The sequence below is a fragment of the Fictibacillus sp. WQ 8-8 genome (assembly GCF_024494405.1).
In the GTDB taxonomy this organism is placed as follows: Bacteria; Bacillota; Bacilli; order Bacillales; family Fictibacillaceae; genus Fictibacillus_C; species Fictibacillus_C marinisediminis.
Window position 1 is genome coordinate 93633 of the sequence record NZ_JAMXKG010000005.1, and the last position, 25592, is coordinate 119224.

The window sequence follows — 25592 nt, forward strand, 5'->3', positions numbered from 1 at the left end:
GCTATCCTACATACCTCGCAACCTTGTTCCTGCCCTGCTGTTTGGCGCCGGTGTACATGGCGCGGTCTGCATTGCGCAGGAGAGTGAGCGGATCCTCGCCCTGAAGTGGAGCAGTAGAAATACCGATGCTGGCGGTAATGTAGATTTGATGATGGCGTTTGTCTTTTAGATCATCTTTAATGAGAAACGGATGCAGGGATATAATGCTCCGCAGCTCTTCTGCCACGCGATAGCAAGTCATCTCATTCGTATGAGGAAGCATGATGACGAATTCTTCTCCCCCATATCTTGCCACTGTGCCGTTTTCCCCAATGTATTGTTCGAGACGGCGTGCCAATTGAATTAACACTTCGTTACCGCTTTGATGTCCATATGTATCGTTAACCTTTTTAAAATGGTCAATGTCCATAAGGATGACAGAAAACTCCCGCTGAAAATAATTAAACTCATCATACATTTGAGAGAGGAGATTCTCAAAATATCGGTAATTAAAGAGTCCCGTCAAAGGGCATTGCTCGCTTTTGAGCTTTGTTGTTTCATAATTTTTTGCATTATCGATGGCTACCGCTAAATAGTTGGCCAGAATTTCCATAATCATCAGATGGTGTTTTTGAAACGTTTTTTTCTTCTGGTTCATAAACGTAATGACACCAACAATTTTCTGGCTTCGAATCATCGGAACGGAAATAATAGATTCTCCGTGCCCGTTAAAATGGCTCTCAGATGTATCTCTCCATTGTTTTTTTGATGAGTAGAGTATACTCTTCCCAGTTGCCCAAACTTTTCCGCTCACCCCTTCTGTACGGAGGAGTTTAATATCATGTTTGATCATGCCCTCATTTTTCTCGTATTTCCGGATGAGTTTAAAATATTCTCCGGACTCTGCATCAAAGATATAAGCACCATCGACCAAAATAAACGAAGTCAGCTTATCAATGAACACATCCAGTATGTCATTTACTTGCAGATGCTCAGACAGCTGCTGGCCGATCTCACTGGATTTTTGCAGGAGATCATTGACCTGCTGGCTCGCATGGTACAAGTTGATGATGATGGACAGGCTTAAAAATGGAAAACCCACGTAAAAAATGGCCGGTGTACCAATCTGCGAATAGAGAACATAAAGGAGTACGCCGACAGGAATGACCAGCATCTCAAAAATAATATCGACCCAAAGATCTTTTTCAATAAAACGAACTTTTTGTGCAAACGCATATGTTCTTACCACATATAAAAAGAGATGGTTCAATAAGAAATGTGCCAATATGTATCCGGCAATCGGTATTAAGTAAAATCCTTTGTTAAGGTCGTATGGGCCGGTATGCCCCCCGAGCAGCGCAAATATGATGCCGGATCCAACCGATATCCAGGCAAACATCAATGTATTGGTTAAATACCGATAATGCTCATTCGTACTGAAATACACCTTAAGAGTTAATGAGAATACCGCAATCTGAGTAATGATCAGGGAGAGAAATAATCCATAGTAAAGGAAAATCGCTAGCGAGATGCCGGTAATGAGCGAAATATTGGAGTTTAATACTCTGATCGGGAAAAGTGAAACGACCACGGTGAGTACCGTTAATACCGAAATATCAAAAAAAGAAATGGATGCAGGAAAATCATTCAGGGAGTAGCCTGTCCAAATTGCTGCTGGATAGAATATAACCCATACTATCCACATAACAAGCCGCCTTTTTTTATCCATGTTCCCTCGGTCCCCCTTCATGAGCCAAAAGTTCTATACCCTGCATACAGCTAGGTAAATACTATTATCTACTTATTGTAACAAAAGTTTGGAAAATTTCAATTACTTACCAATTATTTTCTTTAAAAAATTCTTACACGCCCCAATAAAGTAGAGGGAGCCTGTGATTAGCAGGATATCTTGCTCATTACCTGTTTCAAGAAAATTAATAAGAGCGGTCTCAAAATCCTCATCGTATTGCTTTTTTTTCATAGTACTTTTTTCATATAAGGATTGTGCACTGTCCGCTCGATGATGCTCAAACGAAGTAAACATCATGGATGAACTGATCTCCTCCAACGGTTTGAGCATGCTTCCAGTGTCTTTATCCCTTAATGCAGCAAACAGCACATGAATGGCTTTTCCGGGAAAATGGCTTTTTAACGTTTCCGTTAAGGCCAGGATGCCCTCGGGATTGTGGGCTCCATCCAAAATTATTTTTGGGCGGTCGTTTACAACCTCAAATCGGCCAGCCCACTTCGCCTTTTTTATTCCACTGGTGATAGATTCCTCATCGATCACCCACCCTATCTCATATTTCAGGAGATCCATTGCCATTAAAGCTAATCCCGCATTGCTGACTTGGTGCTTTCCTGGCATGGTAATTTCCATAAGTGTTCGGTTTGAATAAGGTGATCTATAGGAAAATATCTCATTCCCTTCTGACGCCTTTATACGCTCCGTGTACATTTCTTTACCCAGTCTGTAGCATTTCGAGTGATTGTCCTTGGCTGTTTTTTCAATTACAGACAGAGCCTCAGTCTGATCAGCACCTGTAATGACAGGAACAGAAGGCTTGATGATCCCCGCTTTATGTTGGGCGATCTCTGAAAGGCTTGAGCCAAGAAGATTCATATGGTCGTAGCCAATGCTGGTAATGATAGAAAGCAAAGGCACGATCACGTTCGTTGAATCGGTCCGTCCTCCAAGTCCGGATTCTACTAGGCAAAAATCCGGTGCACGTTGGCTGAAAAAAACATAAGCAGCAACTGTCACCGCCTCAAACTCGGACAGGCTGCCTAATCCTTCGTTTTCCACGTCCCTGACAAGAGGCTTCATCTTCTCTATGATTCTTTCCAATTCCTTATCTGTAATCCATTTACCATCGAGCTGAATATGTTCTCTGACGTTAACTAGAAAAGGAGACGTAAATGTGCCTACAGAATATCCTTGTTCACGGAGAATGGCTTGAATCATCTGGATGGTAGAACCCTTCCCATTCGTTCCTGCCACATGGATGCAGCGCAAGGTTTTCTCCGGATTACCGAGTTTCTGAAGGATTGCCTTCATGCGTTCGAGGCCCATCTTCATCTCTCCTGCATCTGTCAGTTCCAGTTCATGGTTGATGTCTTCATAAGATGTAAACATCCACGCTTCCCCTTTCGTATTGTGATATATTCTTGGGAACGATAAAATAACGGTATAGTATTTGTAACACGGACGGAGGACAACAATGGCACAACCATCCTGCTGGATCATCTATAACGGAAACCTGCACCAAAAAAAATTCATGGACTTTGCCGAGTGGACGGCCAAAGCGGCTGAAAAAAAAGGCATTAAGCCCACCATCATTAAAAACAATGACCTGCTCGTTACATTTAAGAACGGAAAATCTATGATTTCTGGAAGCTATAAAAATAGCTCTCCTGATTTTGTGATCTTTGGAGACAAGGATATCTTCCTTGCCAAACAACTCGAAAAATTAGGTATTCCACTATATAATTCTGCCGATTCCATTGAAATCTGCGATAACAAGTCGAGAATGTACCAAACCCTCGCAGACCGCGGAATCCTTTTTCCAAAAACCATTATAGCACCAAAAGTATTTGGAGACCTTCATGATGAAAGCCATTATTCTGCTATTGCAAAGGAAATCGGCTTTCCGATGGTTATTAAAGAAGCCTACGGATCGTTTGGTATGCAGGTTCACCTAGTAGAAAATGAACCGGAACTGCTTGACCTGATGAAATCTCTAAAAAACACCGAATATGTATTCCAGGAATTGATCAAGTCCAGCTACGGGCGGGATGTACGCATCAATATCGTAGGCGGCAAGGCTGTTGCTTCCATGCTGAGAAAATCCGAGACAGATTTCCGGGCAAATGTCAGTTTCGGCGGAAAAACAAAGCCTTATACACCGACCAAAGAACAAATCGATCTGGCGGCAGTCTGTGCGGAAGTTACAGGGACATCATTTGCTGGAGTCGACCTGCTGTTTGGCAATGATGGCTCTCCCCTCGTCTGTGAGATCAACTCCAACGCTCATATCCGCAGCATTTATGAATGTACAGGAATTGATGTAGCTCTGCATATGATGGATTTCATCCTCAATGATCTTAAAGAAAGAGGACTCTCACATGAATAAAAAGGGATGGTTGATTTACAGTGTACAAGATGCTGAAAAGAATGCCTCCTTTATAAGCTGGATGACAGAGGAGGCTGCAGCAGCCGGGTTAGACCTTGAACTTCGATACACTGAAAGATTTGCATTTGGTGTAACGAAAAATCAGCTTTCAATTTATTACGAAAAGCGTCAGGACCCTTTGCCAGCGTTTGCTGTGGTCCGTACGATTCACCATCTCTTCTCTCAGCAGCTTGAACAGTTGGGTGTAAAAGTCTTTAACTCTTCTTTTGTTTCCAGGGTAGCCAATGATAAGGCAAGAACACACCAGCTTCTGGCGGAGGCTGGTATTCCCATGATGGACACCCTTTTCATCTCTCCTTCTTTATATCGTCCTGATTCTTTGCCTTTTGACTTTCCTTTAATTGCAAAGTTATCTTCAGGAAGGGGCGGATCACAGGTCCACCTTGTAACAGACGAACAAGAATTGCGTGAGGCCCTTTCCACCTATCCCCATCAAGAATGGGTGATTCAAAAACCTGCGGCTCATCCTGGCAGAGATGTCCGGGTATTTGTCGTCGGAGATCAGATCGTCGGCGCAGTCCTTCGAAGTTCTGACGAAGATTTCAGAGCGAACTTTTCACTCGGCGGAAAAGCTCAGTTCTACGATCTAAATGAGGAACAAAAAGTATTGGCTCAAAAAGTAATGTCCCATTTTGAGATGGGAATGGCCGGAATCGACTTCTTACTGGATAAAGACGATTCTTTTATTTTTAACGAAGTGGAGGACGTGGTGGGCAGCCGCACGTTAAGTGCTACATCAGACATCAACATCGTTAGGACCTATATGGCCCACATCGCCGGACAAATAAAAGAGCCTGAAAGTGACTGATCACTTTCAGGCTTTCTTTTTATGCTTTCAGTTCTTGAATGCGCTGGCGGACTTTATCGCGTTTTTCGCTATAGTCCTTTTCTTTTGCACGCTCTTCTTCGATTACTTTTTCAGGCGCTTTCTTCATGAAGCCTTCGTTGCTTAGTTTCTTCTGTACACGCTCGACTTCTTTGTTGTATTTTTCAACTTCTTTTTCAAGACGCTGAATTTCTTCGTCTAAATTAATCAATCCTTCAAGCGGCAGATACATTTCAACCCCGGTAAGTACAGCACTCATTGATTTATTCGGTGCAGATAGATCTGTTCCGAGTGTCAATGTGCTTGGGTTACAGAACTTTTCAAGATAGCTGCGGTTTGCCTCAAGCGCGTTCAGCACTTCCTCACTCTTGGCATTGATCTGAAGCTCGATCGGTTTGCTCGGTGCAACGTTCATCTCAGAACGGATGTTACGTACTGTACGGATGATTTCCGTTACGAGATTCATATCTCTGGCGGCTTCCGGGAAATGAAGATCTTCACGCTTCGCTGGCCACTGAGCCACTGTGATGGATTCACCCTCATGAGGAAGATGCTGCCAGATTTCCTCGGTAATAAATGGCATGATCGGGTGAAGCAGTCTCAATGTGTGATCCAGGACATAAGCCAATACAGATCGAGTCGTTTTCTTTGCTGCTTCATCTTCTCCATAAAGCGGCAGTTTCGCCATCTCGATATACCAGTCACACAAGTCATCCCAGATAAAGTTATAAAGGAGACGGCCAACTTCTCCAAATTCATACGTATCGATCAGCCTTGTTACATTTTCAGCGGTTTCGTTGAAACGGGTTAAAATCCATTTATCCGCCAGGTTCAGCTCTCCAGTAAGATCAATTTCCTCAACTTTCATTCCGTCCATGTTCATAAGGGCAAATCGGGAAGCATTCCAAATCTTATTGGCAAAGTTCCAAGTAGATTCTACCTTTTCCCAGTAAAAACGAAGATCGTTTCCTGGTGAGCTGCCTGTGGATAGGAAGAAACGAAGAGCATCCGCTCCGTATTTTTCAATAACATCCATCGGGTCAACACCATTGCCAAGAGATTTACTCATCTTACGGCCTTCGGAATCACGTACAAGTCCGTGGATCAATACATCATTGAACGGCCTTTTTTCTGTAAACTCCATGCCTTGGAAGATCATGCGTGCTACCCAGAAATAAATGATGTCATAGCCGGTAACCAATGCATTGGTCGGGTAATAACGCTTGAAATCAATCGCTTCTTCATCCGGCCACCCCATTGTGGAGAACGGCCATAATGCGGATGAGAACCATGTATCCAATACATCTGTATCCTGCTCCCAGTTTTCTTCATCTTTCGGCGCCTCGTGGCCTACGTATACTTCGCCTGTTTCTTTATGGTACCAGGCAGGAATTCGATGCCCCCACCACAGCTGTCTTGAAATACACCAGTCACGGATGTTTTCAATCCAGTGAAGATACGTTTTCTCAAAACGCTCCGGTACAAAGTTTACTTTGTCCTCTGTTTTTTGAAGCTCGATCGCCTTTTCTGCCAAAGGCTTCATCTTAACAAACCATTGTGTGGAAAGATAAGGCTCAACTACTGCTCCACTTCTCTCAGAGTGCCCTACGGAATGCATGTGGTCTTCGATCTTGAAAAGAACTCCTGCATCTTCCAGGTCTTGAACAATTTGTTTACGGCATTCGAAGCGATCCATGCCTTGGTACTTTCCGGCATTTTCATTCATTTTTCCGCCTTCATCCATAACAAGGACACGCTCAAGGTTGTGGCGGTTTCCAATTTCAAAATCATTCGGGTCATGAGCAGGTGTGATTTTTACAGCACCTGATCCAAATTCCATATCTACATAGTCGTCCCCGACAATCTCAATCTCGCGCCCGACAATTGGGAGAATTGCTTTTTTGCCAATCAAATGCTTGTAGCGCTCATCTTCCGGATGAACGGCAATGGCGGTATCACCAAGCATCGTTTCCGGCCTTGTTGTTGCGATTTCAATATGGCCGGATCCGTCAGCAAGAGGGTATCTCATATGGTAGAACGCACCCTGTACATCCTGATGGATAACTTCAATATCAGAAAGAGCTGTTTTTGTCTGCGGATCCCAGTTGATGATGTATTCGCCTCGGTAAATCAGTCCTTTGTTGTAAAGCGTTACAAACACTTCACGAACAGCATCAGACAAACCTTCATCAAGGGTAAAGCGCTCACGCGAGTAATCGAGGCCAAGTCCAAGCTTTGACCATTGATTGCGGATAAAGTCAGCATACTCTTCCTTCCACTCCCAGGCTTTCTCAAGGAACTTTTCTCTGCCAAGATCGTAGCGGGAAGTGCCTTGTTCACGGAGTCTCGCTTCAACTTTAGCTTGTGTGGCGATTCCGGCATGGTCCATTCCAGGAAGCCAGAGTACATCATAGCCCTGCATTCTTTTTGCTCGGCTCAGGATATCTTGCAGTGTTGTATCCCATGCATGGCCAAGATGCAGTTTGCCGGTAACGTTCGGCGGCGGAATGACAATGGTATATGGCGTTTTGGATTCATCACCCGTTGCCTCAAAAAATTTGCCGTCCACCCAATATTTATACCAGGATTCTTCGGTTGCCTTTGGATCATATTTCGTTGGCATTGTAAGTTCTTGCTTTTCAGTAGACATGAACGTCTCCTCCTTCTCAATACAAATAAAAAAGCCCCCTCCGTCTCAAAGGACGAAAGAAGCATTGTTCGCGGTACCACCTTTGTTTGCAGAAAGCAGAAATAAACGCCTTTTGCACACTCATTGCCGGATAACGGTTTTTCGCCGTCTTCTTCTAGAAAGGCCGTCTGCCTTTGTTCAAAGAAGCTGCTCCAGGGCGACCTTCCATCGCTGTTTCCTTAGGAAATCTCTCAGCCATCTGATTTCCCTCTCTTTAAGGACAGTCGTTGTACTCTTCCCTTTCAAAGCAAGTTATATGATTTCATTGGTTCTATTTTAACTAGTAAAACAGGAAAACGTCAATAGTTTTCCCATTTGTTGTAACAATTATTCTATTCTTTTACAAGAAATATGTGCATTCCGGCAATATTCACGAATAGGCAGGCTGGTGAATACCATGATATCAACCTAGATGTACGAAAGAAGGATAGTTATGGCCAGACGTTATTTTAAAAGAAACCGCACGCCGTTTAAATTTCAGGTTCCCGATTGGCTTCGGACAGCAAGGGATATCGTAAGCCAATTTACAATACCTCTGATCGTGTTCCAGATCATCCGTACCATTCTGTTCCCATCCGGCATTGATTTTGTAATCATGCTTATTTTAATCATTCTTCACTTTTGCTTTTCCTATGAGGTGTTATAAAGAAAAGCGGAAAATAAAAAAAGATCACATATAGGCTACTATATGTGATCAGTATTTTCATTCATATCGAGCGGTTCCGGCGGCGGCGGGGTCAGGATCAGATCACAGAAATCCCTGATGTGCCTCATCGCTGAAATTCGTTTTTCCAAACGGTGGACAAACTCGATTTGGCTGTATCGTTCCCTTTGATGACGATATAAATCAACGGAGTTAAAGATCGGTTCGGGATAGCTCATATAGCTGACCAAGAGGCTTTTTTCCTCCTCGAGGAGTGGAATGTGCCTTTGATACAGCGAGAGCAGCCTCCCGCCCTCTTCTCTCGTCCAGTTCGAAAGGTGTACTGCTTTTCTGAAGAAGATCGCCAAATCTCTTACAGGCGTATCAAGCACTGCTTTTTCAAAATTGAGGAGATGCGGTTCCCCATGATGAGAGAATAACAGATGATTTCGTGATAGTTTGCCGTGGCAAAGTGCACTGCGATACCTTTTTTCCGCATGGCAGGCATCATACCAGTCTTTCAAACGGCGTTTTGCTTCCTCCGCCATTTTCATCATGTGGTGAAAATGGCTTAAATACGTCAGCTCAAAAGGAGACATGTACGGCATGCGTTCGGATTCTTCAGCAAACCTCTCCATTTCAAGCTGGCGTGTTTCCCATCTCTGCATTAAATACTGAAAAGAATGGTCTACCACTTCTGGCGAGAAATCCTGTTCTTTCAGGGTCAGATAATGAATTTTTCCGATCTCATCGATCATCACTTCTTCCCGCGTCTGGCCGAGCCGTTCACCACCTGCAAACCACGGCATGAGATAGTACGTTTTGTTTCCATGCTGTACGGTATAATCACCGTATTTAGTTGGATAGAGCGGCACCACCTGATGATAGCCGATTTCCGACAATCGGTGAACGACATGGGTAAACCAGTTCGATTCTTCTTCGTTTAAACTCGTTTCCTTTAAAGCAAACGTGCCTCTTTTTGATATCACTTTTTTCACTTTGCCGAACGCTTCGATTTTCTCTGGATAAAGATCGTACTGAAATAAAACCGGACCATAATTGACGTTTTCACTTGAATGGCTCACAAAGCCACCCTCTTTCGTTTATCGTCCATCCAGTCAGTAAAACAGTGAAGCAGGATTCTGTTAAAATCCCAATCCTGTTCAAAAGATTCAACGCAAGCAACAATGTGTGAAAGCTCTTTATTCTTTAACTGATCCACACAATCCTGAAGTTCCCATGGTGTCAAGATCTCTGCCAGAAGCAAATATCCCTGTTCCCGTTCCAAAGAGAAATGTTCATTGATGCAGGTTAATAATTTCCGCAGTGAGTAGGGGCCGCATTCCTTTAGCCACTCGGTCAAAAAATTGCGCAGCGGGCGATAACCCTGTTCAGGATAACCATTGCTTCCCCGGTAAAATAATATATTAAAAATTTGTGCTCCATTGCTCATGTGTGTATCAGAATCAAGGAGCGGAAGCGGCACATTAGAGGATGCCTGTTTGAGTTCCATGGCAAGGTTCAGTCTTTTATTTGCTTCAGGCAAAGAATTTCTGACACTGACAAGTTCATTGTAATCCTTGCTTAGTTTGTGGATCGCCGCCAGGCAGGCGTCAAAGGAATAGTGATCAGCATGGGTAATGGAACCAAACTCTTTTTGCAGATCTAGGCCCGCTTGAAGCATGTTGCCCAAGAGAAGGCCCCACCTTTTTTCATGGCCTCCCCTTTCATGCCGGCCTTCTACATAATCATGCAGGGTAAGGTACCTGCCTTCCAACTCAACCCATGGATTTCCATCCGCCGTCCTGATCATTCGGTCTGCTACAGCCAAACTGTTCTTGCCGACTTCATCCCTCCATCGGACATGCCAGTTTAAAAGGTTCAGATCATTCCAGATCCTGATCCGTTTGACCCCGCAATCAGTGTCCACCAGGCTTTCTTTATCTTTCCATTTCACGGTTTGAAGATCATAATGCTTCTTGATTTCATGTAATAGGGTCATCGCTTCCACCCGACCTTAACGGCTTTGTGAAACTGGGATGTAAATAATTTGGCCTACTGCGACCTCTTCCTGATTGATCCTGTTGACTCTCATCAGAGAATGAATAGAGATATCATAGCGTTCACAAATGCTGTCAAGCGATTCCCCACGCTGTATAATATACATTTTTACCTTTGAAAACCTTTCTTCATTTCCAGAAAGCATTTTTGTTAAATATAATGCATTTTCCTCTTTCCTTGCCTCAGTGGAGGAAACTTTCTCTTGTTCCTCCTCCCGCTCCTGCACCTGTTCAAATGCTTCTTCAGGCGGCTGCTGATTGTAGTTATAAGCTTCCTGTTCTTCCGAATGTATATTGATCTGCTCGATTTGAGGCAAAGCAGGCGGCGGTGGCGGCGGTGTATAGGAAGGTGTATAGTAAGAAAGTGACTTTAAAGCCGGAATCCCATTGTCAGCCGGTTCTTCCTGATATTCTTCCTGATATTCTTCCTGATATTCTTCCTGATATTCTTCCTGCTCTTCTTGCTCTTCCATTGCTTCCGCTTCAGCAAAGGTTGGGGTTGGATAGGCTGCCGGTTCATCGTCTTGACGGTTGTAATTGATCGCTGGCTCTGTGAATTCTGCTTGCGCAGGTTCGCTTTCCGGTTCAATGACCGGCATCTCGTACAGCTTCTTGGCTTCAAATTGGAAAGGAGCAAATATTTCTTGTTCTTCCGTTCTTGCTTCCTCTTCTGAATTCATCTCATCCTGCTGCTCATTCTCTTCAAACCTGGCTTCAAATACGGGAACCTGGAACGGCTCGTATTCCGTTTCTTCATTCATCGGCGTTTCCTCAAATGTCATGCCCTCATCTTCCATCGCCTGACCCTGAAAAGATTCTTGCTCCTCTTGGGCAGGTTCTTCATTCCCATCCTGAATGCCTGAGATGGAAATGGATGCAGTTAGCTCCAGGCAGGTTGGATTGGGAAGCTCATAATCAAAGGCATCAACAAGAACAAACACCTCTTCAAGCTTTTGGACCCGTGTTGAAGGGATCGTGATGTCAACAGGGAACCGATGATCCAGCTCTGCTATCCCCTCATCGTTCATTTTCAGCTGTGTCAGCGAACGATAGGAAACCTGCTCTCTGAGCGAGCCTGTTTCCAAATTGAGAGAATTCCCATCATCCATTGCACATGGACGGTACTCTCCATGCAGCTTTAAAGCTCCTTTAACACAAACCTGGCCGCCTTCTTCAGTGATCTGAATATCAGGCTCCAGTGCCATTGATAAAACTTCTGCAACTTCCTGTCCTTTCTTTAACCAGACAGACTCCTCTATGGAGAAACGCAGCTTCGATGGATTCATGCCTTTCTCCTCCTTTCAGCCAAATATCTCATACGTTACAGGATTATGACCAACTTGGTAAAAATATGATTGGAAAGAGAAGAACAAAAAAAACTGCTCCTCAAAGGAGCAGTTTGTCTTTATAGTCTGGAGAAGGCTTTTTCACATGCAGCAATGGTTTTCTCAATATCCTCAACACTGTGTTCAGTTGATAGGAAGAGACCTTCAAACTGGGAAGGAGGAAGTGAGATTCCTTCTTCCAGCATATATTTAAAGTAGCGTGTGAAGTAATCAAGGTTAGAAGATTTCGCAGTTTCGTAGTTCACCACGTCCTCATCGGTAAAGAAAAATCCGATCATAGAGCCCGCACGGTTCAAGCTATGCGGAATGCGGTATTTTTCTGCAGCCGCTGCAATCCCCTCAGCGAGGCGGTCGCCTTTTTTTACAAAGTCCTGATACGATTCCGGTGTAAGCTGAGACAGAGTCTCATAACCCGCTGCCATCGCCAGAGGATTTCCTGAGAGAGTTCCTGCCTGATAGATTGGACCGCTTGGTGCGATCTGCTCCATGATCTCCTTCTTCCCGCCGTACGCGCCGACAGGAAGGCCTCCGCCAATGACCTTGCCAAGGCAGGTAAGATCAGGAGTAACGCCAAAATATCCTTGCGCACAATGGTAATCCACACGGAAACCGGTCATGACTTCATCAAAGATTAAAAGAGATCCATATTGTTTGGTTACCTCTCGAAGACCTTCCAAGAATCCTTTTTTGGGAGGGACTACGCCCATGTTTCCGGCAACCGGCTCGACGATAATACACGCAATGTCATCACCGAACTGCTCAAACGCATAGCGTACACTTTCAAGATCATTGTAAGGGACAGTAATGGTGTTCTTAGCGACCGACTCAGGAACTCCCGGGCTGTCAGGAAGTCCAAGCGTAGCCACACCTGACCCTGCTTTAATGAGCAATGAATCGCCATGGCCATGGTAACATCCTTCAAATTTCAGGATTTTGTTTCTGCCTGTATAACCGCGGGCAAGGCGAAGCACACTCATCGTCGCTTCTGTTCCGGAGTTCACCATTCGGACGATTTCAATGGAAGGGACCCTTTCTACAACAAGCTTGGCGAGCATCGTTTCCCACTCGTTCGGAGCTCCAAAGCTCGTACCAAGCTCAGCTGTTTTTTTAAGGGCATCCACTACTTTTTCATTGGCATGTCCAAGGATTAAAGGACCCCAGGATAGCACGTAATCTATATACTCATTTCCATCGATGTCATAGATTTTGGAACCTTTTCCGCGTTCCATGTATACAGGATCCATGTTTACCGATTTAAACGCACGCACAGGGCTGTTGACACCGCCTGGCATGTATTTCTTGGCTTCCTGAAAGGCTGCACTTGATTTTTCAAAGCTTCTCATGTTTAAATCCTCCTGTCTTAGCGGTTTAACCAGCGCGATACATCTTTCGCATGATACGTAATGATCAGATCAGCACCTGCACGCTTCATGCCTGTCAATGTTTCCATCACGATGCTTTCTTCATCAATCCAGCCGTTTTGGGCAGCGGCTTTGATCATGGAATATTCACCACTCACATTATAGGCGACAAGCGGAAGAGGGTAACGGTCTTTCAGTTCACGCAGTACATCCAAATATGCAAGCGCCGGTTTTACCATAAGGAAGTCTGCTCCTTCTTCAATATCCGACTCTGCTTCACGCAGTGCTTCCAGGCGATTGGCCGGGTCCATCTGATAAGATTTGCGGTCCCCGAACAGAGGAGAGCTGTGAGCAGCCTCTCTGAACGGCCCATAATAGGCAGAGGAATATTTTACAGAGTATGACATGATCGGCACATTGATAAAACCTGCTTCGTCCAGTCCTTCACGAATCGCTGCAACAAACCCATCCATCATATTGGAAGGAGCAATGATGTCCGCTCCAGCTTTTGCTTGAGAAACTGCTGTGTTTGCAAGCGCAGAGAGTGATTCATCATTCAGAACTTCTCCGTCCCGAATGATCCCGCAATGTCCATGGTCCGTATATTGGCAAAGGCATGTATCAGCAATAACGGTAAGCTGCGGAAAACCATTTTTTATTTTCTTGATCGCTTTTTGTACAATTCCATTATGGTCATACGCCGAGCTTCCTGCATCATCCTTATGGTCGGGTACTCCGAAAACCATAACAGAACGGATGTTAAGGTCCACAAGCTCCTGCATTTCCTCTTCTAGATAATCAAGTGATACGTGGTATACACCAGGCATGGAAGGGACTTCCTGCTTAATGCGCTCACCTTCTACAAAAAAGATCGGATAAATCAAATCGTCTGTTCTTACATGCGTTTCCCTCACGAGTGCACGCATGCTCTCACTGCTTCGCAATCTTCTATGACGCTGAAAATTCATATTATTTCTCCTCTCCGATAAAACTCTTCACAGCCTCTATTATACCTTCTTCTGTATAATCAGTGGCACTGATCCGCTTATGAAACCCGGATTGTTTCGCTTTCGCCTCTGTTACTGGCCCTACACAGGCTGCCCAAGTGTTCTTCTGGTACATTACCCGGCGATCACCAGCCGCTTCACCGAAATAAACAACACTGGAAGGGCTCATAAAAATGATCACGTCCACCTTCTCGGGTAGCTGGTGTATTGATACTTCTGCCTTCTTCGTCTCGTAAACGATGATCTCGGTTACTTGAGCAAGGTCATGTAGCGTATTTGCCACCGTCTGCTTCGCAAGGCTGCCTTTTGGAACGAGTACTTTGGAACCCGGTTTCACTCTTTTCTTTAATTCTACCGCCAGTTCTTTCCCTTCATACTTCCCCGGCATCAGATCAATAGAAACTCCATTCTCCTCAAGCCTTCTACCGGTTTTTGGGCCGACCGCCGCTATTTTCTGAGAAGTAAACGTCTTCCCGGTCTCCTGAAGCATTTGAAGAAAATAACGTACCCCGTTCGCACTCGTAAAGACCACCCAATCAAACTGCTCCAGCTGCTGAAGCACAGCTTCTTCTTCTGAATCCATGGTTGCTTTTGCTATGTGCAGTACCGGAAAGCTGACAGCCTCTGCCCCTTCTTCTTCAAGCTTTGCAAGAAGACTTGCAGATTGATGAGCCGGCCTTGTGACGACAACCGTCTTTCCCGCTAAAGGCCGGGACTTCATATTCCCAGGTCTTTCTTTACTTTCTCAAGGATCTCAAGTGCACCTTTCTCCTGAAGCTTAACAGCTAGTGTCACTCCGAGCATGTTAGGATCATCCGAGACAGCCTGCTCCTTGATTACAGTTTTGCCATCAGGAGTAGCAACAAGCCCAGTTAAGGAGATCTCCCTCTCTTCTGTTCTTTCTGCGTAGGCCGCAATCGGCACCTGGCATCCGCCTTCAAGCGTGTGAAGGAATGCGCGTTCTGCCATCACCGTTTTGTACGTGTCTTCATCATTCAAATGCTGAAGAAGAGCTCTAAGCTCAGCATCGTCTCCCCTGCATTCAATGGACAGAGATCCCTGTCCTACCGCAGGAAGGCTCAGTGACACTGGCAGGTATTCAGTCACCGTATCCGCTGACCAGCCCATTCTTTCAAGACCTGCAGCCGCAAGAATGATAGCATCAAACTCACCAGATTTTAATTTACCAAGACGTGTATCGATGTTTCCTCTGATTGATTTAATTTCAAGATCCGGACGGACATGCAAAAGCTGTGCAGCCCGGCGGAGTGAGCTCGTACCGACAATCGATCCTGCCGGAAGCTCTTCTAACGAGTTATATTTTTCTGAAATAAAGGCATCCCTTGGGTCAACACGTTTAGGTGTGCAGCCGATGATCAGCCCATCCGGCAGAACAGAGGGCATGTCCTTCATACTATGTACTGCCATATCAATCTCTTTATCAAGCATGGCCTGTTCAATTTCTTTCACAAACAGCCCTTTACCTCCTACTTTTGAGAGAGTGACATCAAGGATCACATCTCCCTTGGTCACGATTTCCTTCACCTCGAACTCAAAAGGAAGGCCCAGCGCCTTCAATTGGTCAATGAACCAGTTTGTTTGAGTGAGTGCCAGTTTGCTTCGTCTTGAACCTACTATTATTTTTCTCATCTATAAAAACCTCCTAAAAGAGTGACCGTAGGCCTTATTGATACCAAAAATGAAATTCAGTAAGGGTAGATGCCAGAAAATAATTGATCAGAACGATAAGAAAAGCTCCCGTGTTCCAGATCGCCAAAGTCTTTCCTTGAAGACCCTTCGCCACTTTTTGATATAAAAACACACTGTATACTGCGATGACGATAAAAGACGTAATGACTTTGGCGTCAAGCAGTGAAAAGCCCTGTATCTTTAAGAATGCCCAGATTACGCCTAGTATTAAACTTAAAAGCAGAATTGGAACACCTGTCATATTCAGTACAAAGGATAGCCTTTCAAGGGTAGACAGGCTTCCAAGACGCTGCAGCCTCTTGCTCCACTTTTTCTTCTTTAAGAGCCTGTGCTGAAGCAGATACATGATCGAAAAGATAAAAGAGAGGGTGAATGCACCATAGGAAACGAAGGCCATCGTAACATGGATCACCAGCAGCTCCGAAATGAGACGGGTCGACATCTCATCACTCACCTGTTCTCCAGGAGCAAAAAGATTAATAGACATAATCAAAAATCCGAGCACGTTCGTAAAGAATACTAAGAAATCGATCCTGAAAAAATAGTTCATGACCAAAGAGAAAGTCACTAAGATCCAGGCATAAAAAAACAAGCCTTCAAAAGGCGTTAAAATAGGCGGACGGCCTACTTCTATCATTCTCTGGACAAAAAATACCGTCTGCAGCATCCAGACAATAGAAAGCAACCAGAAGGCCATTCGGTTAGCCTTCCGGTTGTTTTGTAAAAAGTCGATAAAATAACCTATGATGCTTAAAGCATACAAGATGATTGTTGTATCATATATCCAATTTGCGTTCTGCATATCAGAAACTCCTCTCTAGGAGCCCAGTGACATTCCCGTTACAGAGGCAATGAAGGGGATGTTTCACTTAACTTTGTTGATTCCATTTCACTTTTTAGCTCTTGCAGTTTAACCTCTTCTTCAAGCGCGAAGATCTTTGTGAAAAATTCAAGCGCCTGATCCGCCCCAGGTTCTCCGGCTTGCTCTTTAATCCTTACGATTGGATCGCGCAGCAGCTGATTCACTATGCTTTTGGTATGCTTGCTCAACACTTTTTTCTCACGGTCCGTTAACTGAGGCATTTTACGCTCAATGCTCTGCATTGTTTCCGCTTGTACAGCGAGCGCTTTTTCACGCAATGCAGTTATCACCGGCACAACTCCAAGCATGTTGACCCATGAATGGAAGCCTATAATTTCTTCTTCGATCATGATCTCGATCTTTTCAGCTTCTTTCTTTCGCTCAGCCAAATTGGCTTCTACGATGCCTTCCAGATCATCTATATCGTAAAGAAAAACGCTTTCCAGTTCGTCCAATGATGGATCCAAATCACGTGGAACGGCGATGTCCACCATGAACAAAGGACGGCCTTTTCTTTGCTTAAGTACAGATTGAACCATCTCTTTTGTAATAACGTAGGAATCCGATCCGGTTGAAGTAATGACGATATCGGCATGTGCCAGCACAGATGTTAAATGCTCCACAGGGTGAGCCGTTCCTTCAAACCGCCCAGCCAGTTCTGACGCTTTTTCAAACGTTCGGTTGACGACATGGACACTGGCTACGCCATTGCTGTGAAGATGCTTGGCAGTCAGTTCACCCATCTTGCCTGCACCCACGATTAAGATGTCTTTCTTTTCAAGCCCGCCAAAGATTTTCTTTGCAAGCTCAACAGCAGCATAACTTACAGATACAGCATTTTCCCCAATTTCTGTTTCCGAGTGGGATCGTTTTGCAAGTGTTATTGCCTGTTTGAACAGATGGTTAAAGATTGTGCCTGTTGTTCCTTCCTGTTGTGCAAGAAGGAAGCTGTCACGAACCTGTCCGAGAATTTGCGTTTCTCCGAGAACCATAGAATCAAGACCCGCAGCAACTCTGAAAAGATGCTCGACAGCGATCTCTTCTTCACGGATAAACAAGAACGGATTCAGTTCATTTGTATCAATAGAAAACCATTCTGCGAGGAAAGACTTCATGTAATAGCGCCCTGTATGGATCTGATCCACCACGGCGTATACTTCTGTCCGGTTGCATGTTGAAACGATCGTACATTCCAATATGCTTTTTCTTTCCCGCAAAGCCTTCAAAGCCTGGTCCATCTCATTTGGATTGAATGCAACTTTTTCTCGAATCTCAACAGGTGCTGTCTTATAATTTAAACCGACAACAAGGATGTGCATCCCACTCACCCCCTTTATCTCTATCGTAAATACCACAGTAAATATCCATAATCATTATAACATGTACTATGAAATAATCATTTTAAAATTGTGAACAGAATATGAATCGTATGCTATGATAGGACAAGCGAAATAGTTCTTCCCTATTCTGTCCAAACCGTAACAAACTATAAAAAAATAGCGCTAATTAAAAAAAATTATAAACTAATACCCATATAAAAATAACAAATTTCGACCCTTTTAGCAAAGGTTTGATTTACTCGTTTGGCTATTTTCGCAATCTTTGGTGCTCTTAGGAGTGGTTGATTTCCGTTTCAGGTTGCTCGCTTTCCGCGGGGCGTGCGGTGAGCCTCTTGGCGCAGGCGCCTGCGGGAGTCTCACCTGTCACGCAAGTCCCGCAGGAGTCTCGCACCTTTCACTCCAATCAACTTGTCAAGGAAGGAAGCTAGACATAAACCCTGCACCAAGCAACAATCTTTAAGATAAGAGCCATTCGTGTCAAATGATTTGGAGGTTGTAATGAAAGGTAAAGGAAATTTTTCAGGAATTGTATTGCTGGGAATCGGGCTATTTTTCTTAGCTCGGCAAATGAACGTTACATATGTACTTCCCTATTTAACTTGGCCAACTTTTCTAATCATCATCGGCTTGGCCTTTCTTGTTCAAAGTGCAAGCGGGAAAGAGGGCCCAAGTGCTTTTTCTGCGATCCTGCTGCTTGGTTTAGGCATCCATTTTCACGCCATATCTCATATTGACGGCTGGCCCAAGGAGCCTGCCATGATCATCCTTATTATAGCTCTTGCCTTTTTATATATGTATAAGCAAACCAAAGAGGGCTTGCTGGCAGGCATTGTACTGCTTGCCATCTCAGGATGGAGCTTCTTCAACAAATCAGACACTCCCTCGATCAAAGAATGGTTTTCGTCCATTGAAGGATTTTGGCCGTTCATCCTGATCGGAGTCGGTGCTTATTTTATCTTTATCAAGAAAAAATAAACCAGAGCAGATGCTCTGGTTTATTTTTTTTGTGTGTATCCAAGGATGGTGCTCCATGCAGCATCCTTCCCATAGCCCGTTTCAGAAGAAAAAAGAATCAGCGGATCGTCTGGTTTCTTTTTCAATGTGTCACGGACGACTTTTAAATGTTTTTCCCATTTTCCTTTTGGAATCTTGTCACACTTGGTGGCGACAACGATGACAGGGATGTCATGATATTTCAGCCAATCATACATTATCACATCGTCTTTGGACGGTGCATGGCGTATATCAACGAGCTGGACAACAGCTTTCAGCTGTGGCCTTTCCATGATATAACGTTCAATCATCCTGCCCCAGGCTTCTCTCTCGCTCTTTGAAACTTTAGCAAATCCGTATCCCGGAACATCCACGAAATAGAGCTGCTCATTGATGATGTAGAAATTAAGAGTTTGCGTCTTACCTGGCCGTGATGATGTTCTGGCCAGGTTTTTGCGTGCAATCATTTTATTAATAAATGAAGACTTCCCAACGTTTGAACGGCCGGCGAGGCCGATTTCCGGTAGCTGGTCTTCAGGATACTGCTCAGGCTTTACTGCCGAAATGACGATATCTGCTTTTGTTACTTTCATTTACTATCTCCCACTAACGCATGTTTTAACACTTCATCCAGATGAGATACCGGTATAAACGCAAGACTGCTGCGGACACTTTCCGGGATATCATCTATGTCTTTTTCATTTTCTTTAGGCATGATAACAGTTTGGATTCCTGCACGATGGGCGCTTAATGATTTTTCTTTTAAGCCGCCGATCGGCAGAACACGGCCGCGAAGTGTGATTTCACCCGTCATGCCTACATCCTTGCGAACAGGCTTTCCTGAAAGTGCGGATACCAATGCCGTTGCGATGGTAATACCTGCAGAAGGTCCGTCCTTCGGTGTTGCTCCCTCCGGAACGTGAATATGAATGTCCGTCTTTTCATAAAAGTCCGGATCAATTTCGAACTCCTCTGCTCTGGAACGAACGTAGCTCAGCGCCGCCTGGGCGGATTCCTTCATTACGTCTCCGAGCTTACCGGTAAGAATCAATTTCCCTTTTCCAGGCGTAAGAGCGACTTCAATAGACAGCGTATCGCCGCCTGCGGTTGTATACGCCAAGCCTGTAGCTGCTCCTACCTGATCTTCCATCTCAGCCTGGCCATATCGGAAGCGCGGTTTTCCAATATAGCTCTCGAGGTTTTTGTCAGTGATGGTAACCCTTTTCTTCTCTCCTGACACGATCTGTTTGGCCGCTTTTCTGCATAAGCCTGCAATCTGGCGCTCCATGCTCCTAACGCCTGCTTCTCTCGTATAGCTTCGAACGAGTTTAAGAATGGCATCTTCTTTCAGCTGAAACTGCGATTTTGTCAAGCCGTGCTCTTTTAATTGTTTTGGAATAAGGTGATTTTTAGCGATATGAACTTTTTCCACTTCTGTATACCCTGCGATTGAAATGATCTCCATACGGTCAAGCAGCGGGCCAGGGATGGTCGCCAGGCTGTTCGCTGTTGTAATGAACATAACCTTGGAAAGATCATAAGGTTCTTCGATGAAATGGTCGCTGAACGAATTATTTTGTTCCGGATCCAGGACTTCCAATAGGGCAGAGGATGGATCGCCTCTGAAGTCATTGGACATTTTATCGATCTCATCAAGAAGGAACACTGGATTGATCGTACCTGCCTTCTTCATTCCCTGTATGAGTCGGCCAGGCATCGCACCGACATATGTTCTGCGATGGCCTCGGATTTCCGCTTCATCACGCACTCCTCCAAGAGAAATGCGGACAAAATTTCTTCCGATCGCTTTTCCAATGGAACGCGCGAGCGACGTTTTACCGACACCAGGCGGTCCGACAAGACAAAGGATGGGCCCTTTCAATGAATTGGTTAACTGCTGAACAGCCAAATACTCCAGCACACGCTCTTTTACTTTTTCAAGTCCGTAATGATCTTCGTTTAAGATCTTTTCTGTACGGATGATGTCCAGCTGATCTTTCGTTTCCTTTGTCCAAGGCAAATTGATCAGCCAGTCGATATAGTTTCGAATGACCGAGCTCTCAGCAGAAGACCCTGGCATTTTTTCATAGCGATCCAATTCTTTAAGTGCAATCTCCTGCACATTTTCAGGCATATCCGATTTTTCAATTCTTTCTTTGAGCGAGGAGATTTCGCCTGTTTTGCCCTCTTTATCTCCAAGTTCTTTCTGAATGGCTTTCATCTGTTCACGAAGGTAATATTCCTTCTGTGTCTTTTCCATCGCCTTTTTGACACGCTGGCCGATCTTCTTCTCCAACCCTAATACTTCTTTTTCATTGTTCAGGATGGAAATAAGATGATTCAATCGTTCCTTTACGTCAACAATTTCAAGAATATGCTGTTTTTCTTTAATTTTTAACGATAGATGGGAAGAAATCACATCTGCCAATCGTCCCGGTTCTTCGATATCTTGCACAGAAGCCAACGTTTCAGGTGTTACCTTTTTGGAAAGGTTTATGTACTGCTCAAATTGCTGAAGAGCCGTTCTCATAAGGGCCTGAATTTCCAAATCCTTTTCGCCCTTGTCTTCTATCAGTTCTACTTCTACCTCCAAGTATTCCTCACGGTCGATGAACTGCTTTATTTTTCCGCGCTTAATACCTTCAACGAGCACACGGATCGTGCCGTTCGGGAGCTTTAGCATCTGATTTACTTTTGAAAGGGTTCCGATTTCATATATTTGTTCACCGCTCGGATCTTCTACAGCTACTTCCTTTTGTGTTGAAAGGAAAATATGCTGATCATCAAGCATGACTTGCTCCAATGCCTGTACGGATTTTTCCCTTCCTACATCAAGGTGAAGCACCATGGTGGGATACACCAGCAGGCCGCGAAGAGGAAGGAGGGGAAGGATGCGGGTTGTTTGTTCGTCCATTTAACACACCTCCGAATACTGCTTAATGTATTGAATGATTTCAAATTCATGCAGCCTATTTTTAGATTAATGGCATTTTCAGCTTCACAGCAGTATTGAGTTCGCCTCAGAGAGCTTTAACATACAATTGTAATGCCACAAGACAATGAAGAAATTTCTTCAGTCTTTGTACAATTCTACCTATAAAGAGCCATTTTGTCTAATTGGAGCTCATTTTCATACTCGAAAGCAAAGCCCCCTCTTCAGACAGATTTAGGAGGGGACTGTAAAAAGGCTGAAGCAGGAATGGCCTGCTGATTACCTTTATCCATTTCAGGAAAAGCGAGTTGAAACACCTGAGATAATTTTGTCACTGGAATGATCTCTATGCCAGTGATCTCCCGAAGTATAGCCTGATCGTTATCTTTTGGAATGATGACCTTCTTGACTCCCGCAAGTTTAGCGGCTAATACTTTGGCCATCACGCCTCCGACCGGCTTCACTTTTCCATGTACGCTTAATTCACCGGTCATAGCCAGTTCATTATCAATCTCCACATTGTGGATCGCTGAATAAATTGAAGTCGCGATCGCGATCCCTGCTGACGGCCCATCGACCGGCCCGCCGCCTGGAAAATTGACATGAATATCATACAGCGCAGAATCTACTCCCATATTTCGAAGGACGGTCAGTACATTTTCGACCGATCCTTTTGCCAGGCTTTTTCTTCTGATTGATTTTGTATTATTGCCGATCGATTCTTCTTCCACTATACCTGTTATCGTAATCGTACCCTGTTTTTTCGCAGGTAAAACGGTGACTTCAATCTCCAGCAATGATCCGCTGTTAGGGCCGTAGACTGCAAGTCCGTTTACTAGCCCCACCTTTGGTTCTTCAGAGATCTTACTCTCTGGACGCGGAGTCATCTGGCTGGAATGGATGACCCATTCCAAATCCGCTTTTTTGATGAAATTTCGGTCTTCTGTAATCGCCAGCCCTGCTGCAATCTGCATCATATTTACGGCTTCACGGCCATTTTTAGCATACTTGGAGAGCAGCTCGACCGAATCTTCTTCTACATTCATGGTTACTTTATCTGCTGCTTTCATAGCGATCTGCTGAATTTCGGGAGGCTGAAGCTCTCTAAAGAAGACTTCCAGACAACGTGATCGGATAGCAGGCGGAATTTCATCAGGCGTTCGTGTGGTTGCCCCAATTAGCCTAAAATCAGCAGGAAGGCCATTTTGAAAAATATCATGGATGTGTGAAGGTATGTTTGTATTTTCTTCATTATAATAAGCGCTCTCTAAAAATACTTTTCGGTCTTCTAGTACTTTGAGCAATTTATTCATCTGAATCGGGTGAAGTTCTCCAATTTCATCAATAAAAAGGACGCCGCCGTGAGCGTTTGTTACCGCTCCTTGTTTTGGCTGTGGAATTCCTGCCTGCCCCATCGCCCCCGCTCCCTGATAGATTGGGTCATGAACGGAACCGATCAAAGGATCTGCAATCCCACGTTCGTCAAATCTGGCTGTCGTTGCATCCAATTCAACGAACACCGAAGTGGGACGGAATGGTGACTTCTTATTCCGCTTGGCCTCTTCGAGTACGAGACGTGCTGCAGCGGTTTTTCCGACACCTGGAGGTCCATAAACAATCACATGCTGTGGATTAGGTCCGCAAAGCGCAGCATGCAGAGCCTTGATACCATCCTGCTGGCCGACGATATCAGCAAACTTCCCCGGTCTGACTCGTTCAGACAGCGGTTCAGTCAAAGAGATCGACCGCATCTTCCGCAATTGGTCCATTTCCTTCTTTGATTCTTTATCAATACTCACTTTCTGAGTGCGCTGGCTCTTCAACAAGTTCCAAAAGTAAAGTCCAATTACAATTCCAAAAAACAGCTGAATGAGTAAAGCGATTCCAGTCCAGTTCATTTCTTCCTCCCGAATTTTTTTTATGCTCCTAGTATCTCCGAGTGGGTACTGGACTAAACAGAGAAAATGGAAAAGGTGAGGAGGTTATGCTTTAGAATCGCTCAAGTTTTCATAGATAAAAACATAGGCTTTGTTAGTCAATGGTGTCGACTGTTGGCAGTAATAACCTGAGGGTCTCTTTCAGGGTCAGTACTTATTAAAAACGAAAATCAACACTATGTTAAATAAAACCCAAAACAAAAAAACCAGCCCCTAGAGGCTGGTTTTAATTCTTCTTACGCACTTTCTTTCGGTGTTTCCTTTTTAGGTTCCACAATTGTGCCGTCCTCAAGTTCGAGTTTTGGCGGAACTTTATCAGCTACCGTTTCTTTTGTAATGATACACTTAGCCACGTCTTCACGGGAAGGAAGTTCAAACATAACGTCCAGCATCATTCCTTCAATAATAGAACGCAGACCACGTGCACCAGTTTTGCGTTCGATAGCCTGATTAGCAATTTCAGTAAGAGCTTCTTCGTTGAACTCAAGTTCAACACCATCAAGATCAAGAAGCTTTTGGTATTGCTTAACGAGCGCATTTTTTGGTTTTGTCAAAATTTCAACAAGTGCATCCTCATCAAGCGGAGTTAGACTTGCAGTCACAGGCAGACGGCCGATGAATTCCGGGATAAGACCAAAGCGAAGCAAATCTTCAGGCAATACTTTTGCCAGGTATTCTCCTGCTTTAAGTTCTGCCTGTCTGGATTCAGAGCTGAATCCGATGACTTTTTTCCCTAAACGGCGTTTGATGATTTGTTCGATGCCATCAAATGCACCACCGCAAATAAATAGAATATTTGTGGTATCGATTTGAATGAACTCCTGATGCGGATGCTTTCTTCCGCCTTGCGGAGGTACGCTTGCAACGGTACCTTCTAAGATTTTAAGAAGGGCCTGCTGTACACCTTCACCAGATACATCACGGGTAATGGAAGGATTTTCAGACTTTCTGGCAATTTTATCGATTTCATCAATGTAAATAATGCCTTTTTCAGCTTTTTCTACATCGTAATCAGCCGCTTGAATCAATTTAAGCAAAATGTTCTCAACGTCTTCGCCCACATAACCGGCTTCTGTTAAAGAAGTCGCATCAGCAATAGCGAAAGGAACATTTAGGATTCTGGCAAGCGTTTGAGCCAATAGCGTTTTACCGCTTCCTGTAGGCCCGATCATGGCGATGTTACTTTTTGCAAGCTCCACTTCATCGGACTTTTGTGAAGAATTAATGCGTTTGTAGTGGTTATATACTGCTACGGAAAGAGACTTCTTAGCCTGTTCCTGGCCAATGACATATTCATCGAGAATCTTGCGGATTTCCATTGGTTTCGGAACTTCCTTAAGCTCTACATCCTCTTCTGTACCAAGCTCCTCTTCCACAATTTCAGTGCATAGCTCGATACATTCGTCACAAATATATACACCTGGTCCTGCTACCAGTTTACGAACTTGATCCTGCGTTTTTCCACAAAAGGAACATTTCAGCTGCCCTTTTTCGTCATTGAATTTAAACAATGAAATCACCCCTAAACCTTAAATTGGATGAAACCAATTACCTTTTCATACCGTTTCCAGATATGCTTGTTTCATTACACCGCAAGCAATTATTTCAAGTGCTTACTGATTTCATTTCCGCAAGTTTATGTATTGGATTGTATCATATATCCCCTAATGAACGGAAATAAAAACCCTTCCTTGACAATTAATAGTATGTATTT

The 25592-nt window shown here is 44.3% G+C and carries 20 protein-coding genes and 1 other annotated feature; of the genes, 4 read left to right on the top strand and 16 right to left on the bottom strand.

Annotated elements, in window-relative coordinates; translation table 11 throughout:
• Position 1 precedes the first annotated feature (1 nt).
• Both M1K46_RS12435 and M1K46_RS12440 read right to left on the bottom strand, forming a co-directional pair.
• Positions 2–1684 carry a sensor domain-containing diguanylate cyclase gene (locus M1K46_RS12435; RefSeq protein WP_256226230.1) on the bottom strand — a complete coding sequence of 561 codons (1683 nt, stop codon included), beginning with the start codon at positions 1682–1684 and terminating at the stop codon, positions 2–4.
• Positions 1685–1810: 126 nt separating this feature from the next.
• Positions 1811–3115: a bifunctional folylpolyglutamate synthase/dihydrofolate synthase gene (locus M1K46_RS12440; RefSeq protein WP_256226231.1), complete on the bottom strand. Its 1305-nt coding sequence runs from the start codon at positions 3113–3115 to the stop codon at positions 1811–1813.
• 85 nt (positions 3116–3200) lie between these two features.
• On the opposite strand from M1K46_RS12440, the gene M1K46_RS12445 reads away from it, so the two are divergent.
• Together M1K46_RS12445 and M1K46_RS12450 are read left to right on the top strand one after the other, a co-directional pair.
• Positions 3201–4112, top strand: a complete 912-nt coding sequence (locus M1K46_RS12445; RefSeq protein WP_062234085.1) for an ATP-grasp domain-containing protein — start codon at positions 3201–3203, stop codon at positions 4110–4112.
• Positions 4105–4980 carry an ATP-grasp domain-containing protein gene (locus M1K46_RS12450; protein ID WP_256226232.1) on the top strand — a complete coding sequence of 292 codons (876 nt, stop codon included), beginning with the start codon at positions 4105–4107 and terminating at the stop codon, positions 4978–4980. The genes M1K46_RS12445 and M1K46_RS12450 overlap by 8 nt, the downstream gene beginning before the upstream one ends.
• 19 nt (positions 4981–4999) lie before the next feature.
• Here M1K46_RS12450 and M1K46_RS12455 read toward each other — a convergent pair whose 3' ends face one another.
• Positions 5000–7648, bottom strand: coding sequence for a valine--tRNA ligase (locus M1K46_RS12455; protein WP_256226233.1), 2649 nt, complete (start codon positions 7646–7648; stop codon positions 5000–5002).
• A gap of 45 nt (positions 7649–7693) precedes the next feature.
• Positions 7694–7942 (bottom strand) — a binding site (T-box leader).
• A 178-nt stretch (positions 7943–8120) separates the two neighbouring features.
• Here M1K46_RS12455 and M1K46_RS12460 point away from each other — a divergent pair.
• Positions 8121–8333 carry a hypothetical protein gene (locus tag M1K46_RS12460; protein ID WP_062234076.1) on the top strand — a complete coding sequence of 71 codons (213 nt, stop codon included), beginning with the start codon at positions 8121–8123 and terminating at the stop codon, positions 8331–8333.
• 38 nt (positions 8334–8371) lie between these two features.
• Here M1K46_RS12460 and ysxE read toward each other — a convergent pair whose 3' ends face one another.
• From ysxE to hemA, 9 genes are all read right to left on the bottom strand, one after another.
• Complete coding sequence (ysxE, locus tag M1K46_RS12465; protein ID WP_091004137.1) at positions 8372–9415, bottom strand: spore coat protein YsxE; 1044 nt, start codon at positions 9413–9415, stop codon at positions 8372–8374.
• Positions 9412–10332 carry a hypothetical protein gene (locus M1K46_RS12470; protein WP_256226234.1) on the bottom strand — a complete coding sequence of 307 codons (921 nt, stop codon included), beginning with the start codon at positions 10330–10332 and terminating at the stop codon, positions 9412–9414. The genes ysxE and M1K46_RS12470 overlap by 4 nt, the downstream gene beginning before the upstream one ends.
• A gap of 15 nt (positions 10333–10347) precedes the next feature.
• A complete protein-coding gene (locus M1K46_RS12475; protein WP_256226235.1) occupies positions 10348–11676 on the bottom strand; it encodes a LysM peptidoglycan-binding domain-containing protein in 1329 nt (442 codons plus the stop codon).
• A 119-nt stretch (positions 11677–11795) separates the two neighbouring features.
• Positions 11796–13079 carry a glutamate-1-semialdehyde 2,1-aminomutase gene (gene hemL / locus M1K46_RS12480; RefSeq protein ID WP_256226237.1) on the bottom strand — a complete coding sequence of 428 codons (1284 nt, stop codon included), beginning with the start codon at positions 13077–13079 and terminating at the stop codon, positions 11796–11798.
• Between the two features lie 17 nt (positions 13080–13096).
• A complete protein-coding gene (gene hemB, locus M1K46_RS12485) occupies positions 13097–14065 on the bottom strand; it encodes a porphobilinogen synthase (protein ID WP_256226238.1) in 969 nt (322 codons plus the stop codon).
• Position 14066: 1 nt separating this feature from the next.
• A complete protein-coding gene (locus M1K46_RS12490; protein WP_053357666.1) occupies positions 14067–14825 on the bottom strand; it encodes a uroporphyrinogen-III synthase in 759 nt (252 codons plus the stop codon).
• Positions 14822–15754 (bottom strand): hydroxymethylbilane synthase, encoded by a 933-nt coding sequence (gene hemC, locus M1K46_RS12495; protein ID WP_062234054.1) that lies wholly within the window; start codon positions 15752–15754, stop codon positions 14822–14824. Before hemC ends, M1K46_RS12490 begins: the two co-directional genes overlap by 4 nt.
• Before the next feature lie 34 nt (positions 15755–15788).
• A complete protein-coding gene (locus M1K46_RS12500; RefSeq protein ID WP_091004126.1) occupies positions 15789–16616 on the bottom strand; it encodes a cytochrome c biogenesis protein in 828 nt (275 codons plus the stop codon).
• Positions 16617–16654: 38 nt separating this feature from the next.
• A complete protein-coding gene (hemA, locus tag M1K46_RS12505) occupies positions 16655–17995 on the bottom strand; it encodes a glutamyl-tRNA reductase (RefSeq protein WP_256226239.1) in 1341 nt (446 codons plus the stop codon).
• Between the two features lie 519 nt (positions 17996–18514).
• On the opposite strand from hemA, the gene M1K46_RS12510 reads away from it, so the two are divergent.
• Positions 18515–18991 carry a LiaF transmembrane domain-containing protein gene (locus M1K46_RS12510; protein WP_053357662.1) on the top strand — a complete coding sequence of 159 codons (477 nt, stop codon included), beginning with the start codon at positions 18515–18517 and terminating at the stop codon, positions 18989–18991.
• A 20-nt stretch (positions 18992–19011) separates the two neighbouring features.
• On the opposite strand, the gene yihA is transcribed toward M1K46_RS12510, so the two are convergent.
• The 4 genes from yihA to clpX all read right to left on the bottom strand — a co-directional run bounded on the left by yihA (position 19012) and on the right by clpX (position 25389).
• The gene (gene yihA / locus M1K46_RS12515; protein WP_053357661.1) at positions 19012–19602 is read right to left on the bottom strand and encodes a ribosome biogenesis GTP-binding protein YihA/YsxC; all 591 of its coding nucleotides are present in this window, start codon (positions 19600–19602) and stop codon (positions 19012–19014) included.
• Complete coding sequence (gene lon / locus M1K46_RS12520; protein ID WP_256226240.1) at positions 19599–21923, bottom strand: endopeptidase La; 2325 nt, start codon at positions 21921–21923, stop codon at positions 19599–19601. The genes yihA and lon overlap by 4 nt, the downstream gene beginning before the upstream one ends.
• A gap of 242 nt (positions 21924–22165) precedes the next feature.
• The gene (gene lonB / locus M1K46_RS12525; RefSeq protein WP_062234043.1) at positions 22166–23839 is read right to left on the bottom strand and encodes an ATP-dependent protease LonB; all 1674 of its coding nucleotides are present in this window, start codon (positions 23837–23839) and stop codon (positions 22166–22168) included.
• A 275-nt stretch (positions 23840–24114) separates the two neighbouring features.
• The gene (gene clpX / locus M1K46_RS12530; protein WP_053357658.1) at positions 24115–25389 is read right to left on the bottom strand and encodes an ATP-dependent protease ATP-binding subunit ClpX; all 1275 of its coding nucleotides are present in this window, start codon (positions 25387–25389) and stop codon (positions 24115–24117) included.
• Between the last annotated feature and the right edge of the window lie 203 nt (positions 25390–25592).

Bases quoted from the DNA above. Each gene is read 5' to 3' on its own strand.
- hemA (WP_256226239.1), bottom strand. From the start codon at position 17,995: ATGCACATCCTTGTTGTCGGTTTAAATTATAAGACAGCACCTGTTGAG.
- lonB (WP_062234043.1), bottom strand. From the start codon at position 23,839: ATGAACTGGACTGGAATCGCTTTACTCATTCAGCTGTTTTTTGGAATT.
- hemB (WP_256226238.1), bottom strand. From the start codon at position 14,065: ATGAATTTTCAGCGTCATAGAAGATTGCGAAGCAGTGAGAGCATGCGT.
- hemC (WP_062234054.1), bottom strand. From the start codon at position 15,754: ATGAGAAAAATAATAGTAGGTTCAAGACGAAGCAAACTGGCACTCACT.
- M1K46_RS12490 (WP_053357666.1), bottom strand. From the start codon at position 14,825: ATGAAGTCCCGGCCTTTAGCGGGAAAGACGGTTGTCGTCACAAGGCCG.
- M1K46_RS12460 (WP_062234076.1), top strand. From the start codon at position 8,121: ATGGCCAGACGTTATTTTAAAAGAAACCGCACGCCGTTTAAATTTCAG.
- M1K46_RS12435 (WP_256226230.1), bottom strand. From the start codon at position 1,684: ATGTGGATAGTATGGGTTATATTCTATCCAGCAGCAATTTGGACAGGC.
- M1K46_RS12440 (WP_256226231.1), bottom strand. From the start codon at position 3,115: ATGTTTACATCTTATGAAGACATCAACCATGAACTGGAACTGACAGAT.
- M1K46_RS12510 (WP_053357662.1), top strand. From the start codon at position 18,515: ATGAAAGGTAAAGGAAATTTTTCAGGAATTGTATTGCTGGGAATCGGG.
- M1K46_RS12455 (WP_256226233.1), bottom strand. From the start codon at position 7,648: ATGTCTACTGAAAAGCAAGAACTTACAATGCCAACGAAATATGATCCA.
- M1K46_RS12445 (WP_062234085.1), top strand. From the start codon at position 3,201: ATGGCACAACCATCCTGCTGGATCATCTATAACGGAAACCTGCACCAA.
- hemL (WP_256226237.1), bottom strand. From the start codon at position 13,079: ATGAGAAGCTTTGAAAAATCAAGTGCAGCCTTTCAGGAAGCCAAGAAA.
- M1K46_RS12450 (WP_256226232.1), top strand. From the start codon at position 4,105: ATGAATAAAAAGGGATGGTTGATTTACAGTGTACAAGATGCTGAAAAG.
- yihA (WP_053357661.1), bottom strand. From the start codon at position 19,602: ATGAAAGTAACAAAAGCAGATATCGTCATTTCGGCAGTAAAGCCTGAG.
- lon (WP_256226240.1), bottom strand. From the start codon at position 21,923: ATGGACGAACAAACAACCCGCATCCTTCCCCTCCTTCCTCTTCGCGGC.
- M1K46_RS12475 (WP_256226235.1), bottom strand. From the start codon at position 11,676: ATGAATCCATCGAAGCTGCGTTTCTCCATAGAGGAGTCTGTCTGGTTA.
- M1K46_RS12500 (WP_091004126.1), bottom strand. From the start codon at position 16,616: ATGCAGAACGCAAATTGGATATATGATACAACAATCATCTTGTATGCT.
- M1K46_RS12470 (WP_256226234.1), bottom strand. From the start codon at position 10,332: ATGACCCTATTACATGAAATCAAGAAGCATTATGATCTTCAAACCGTG.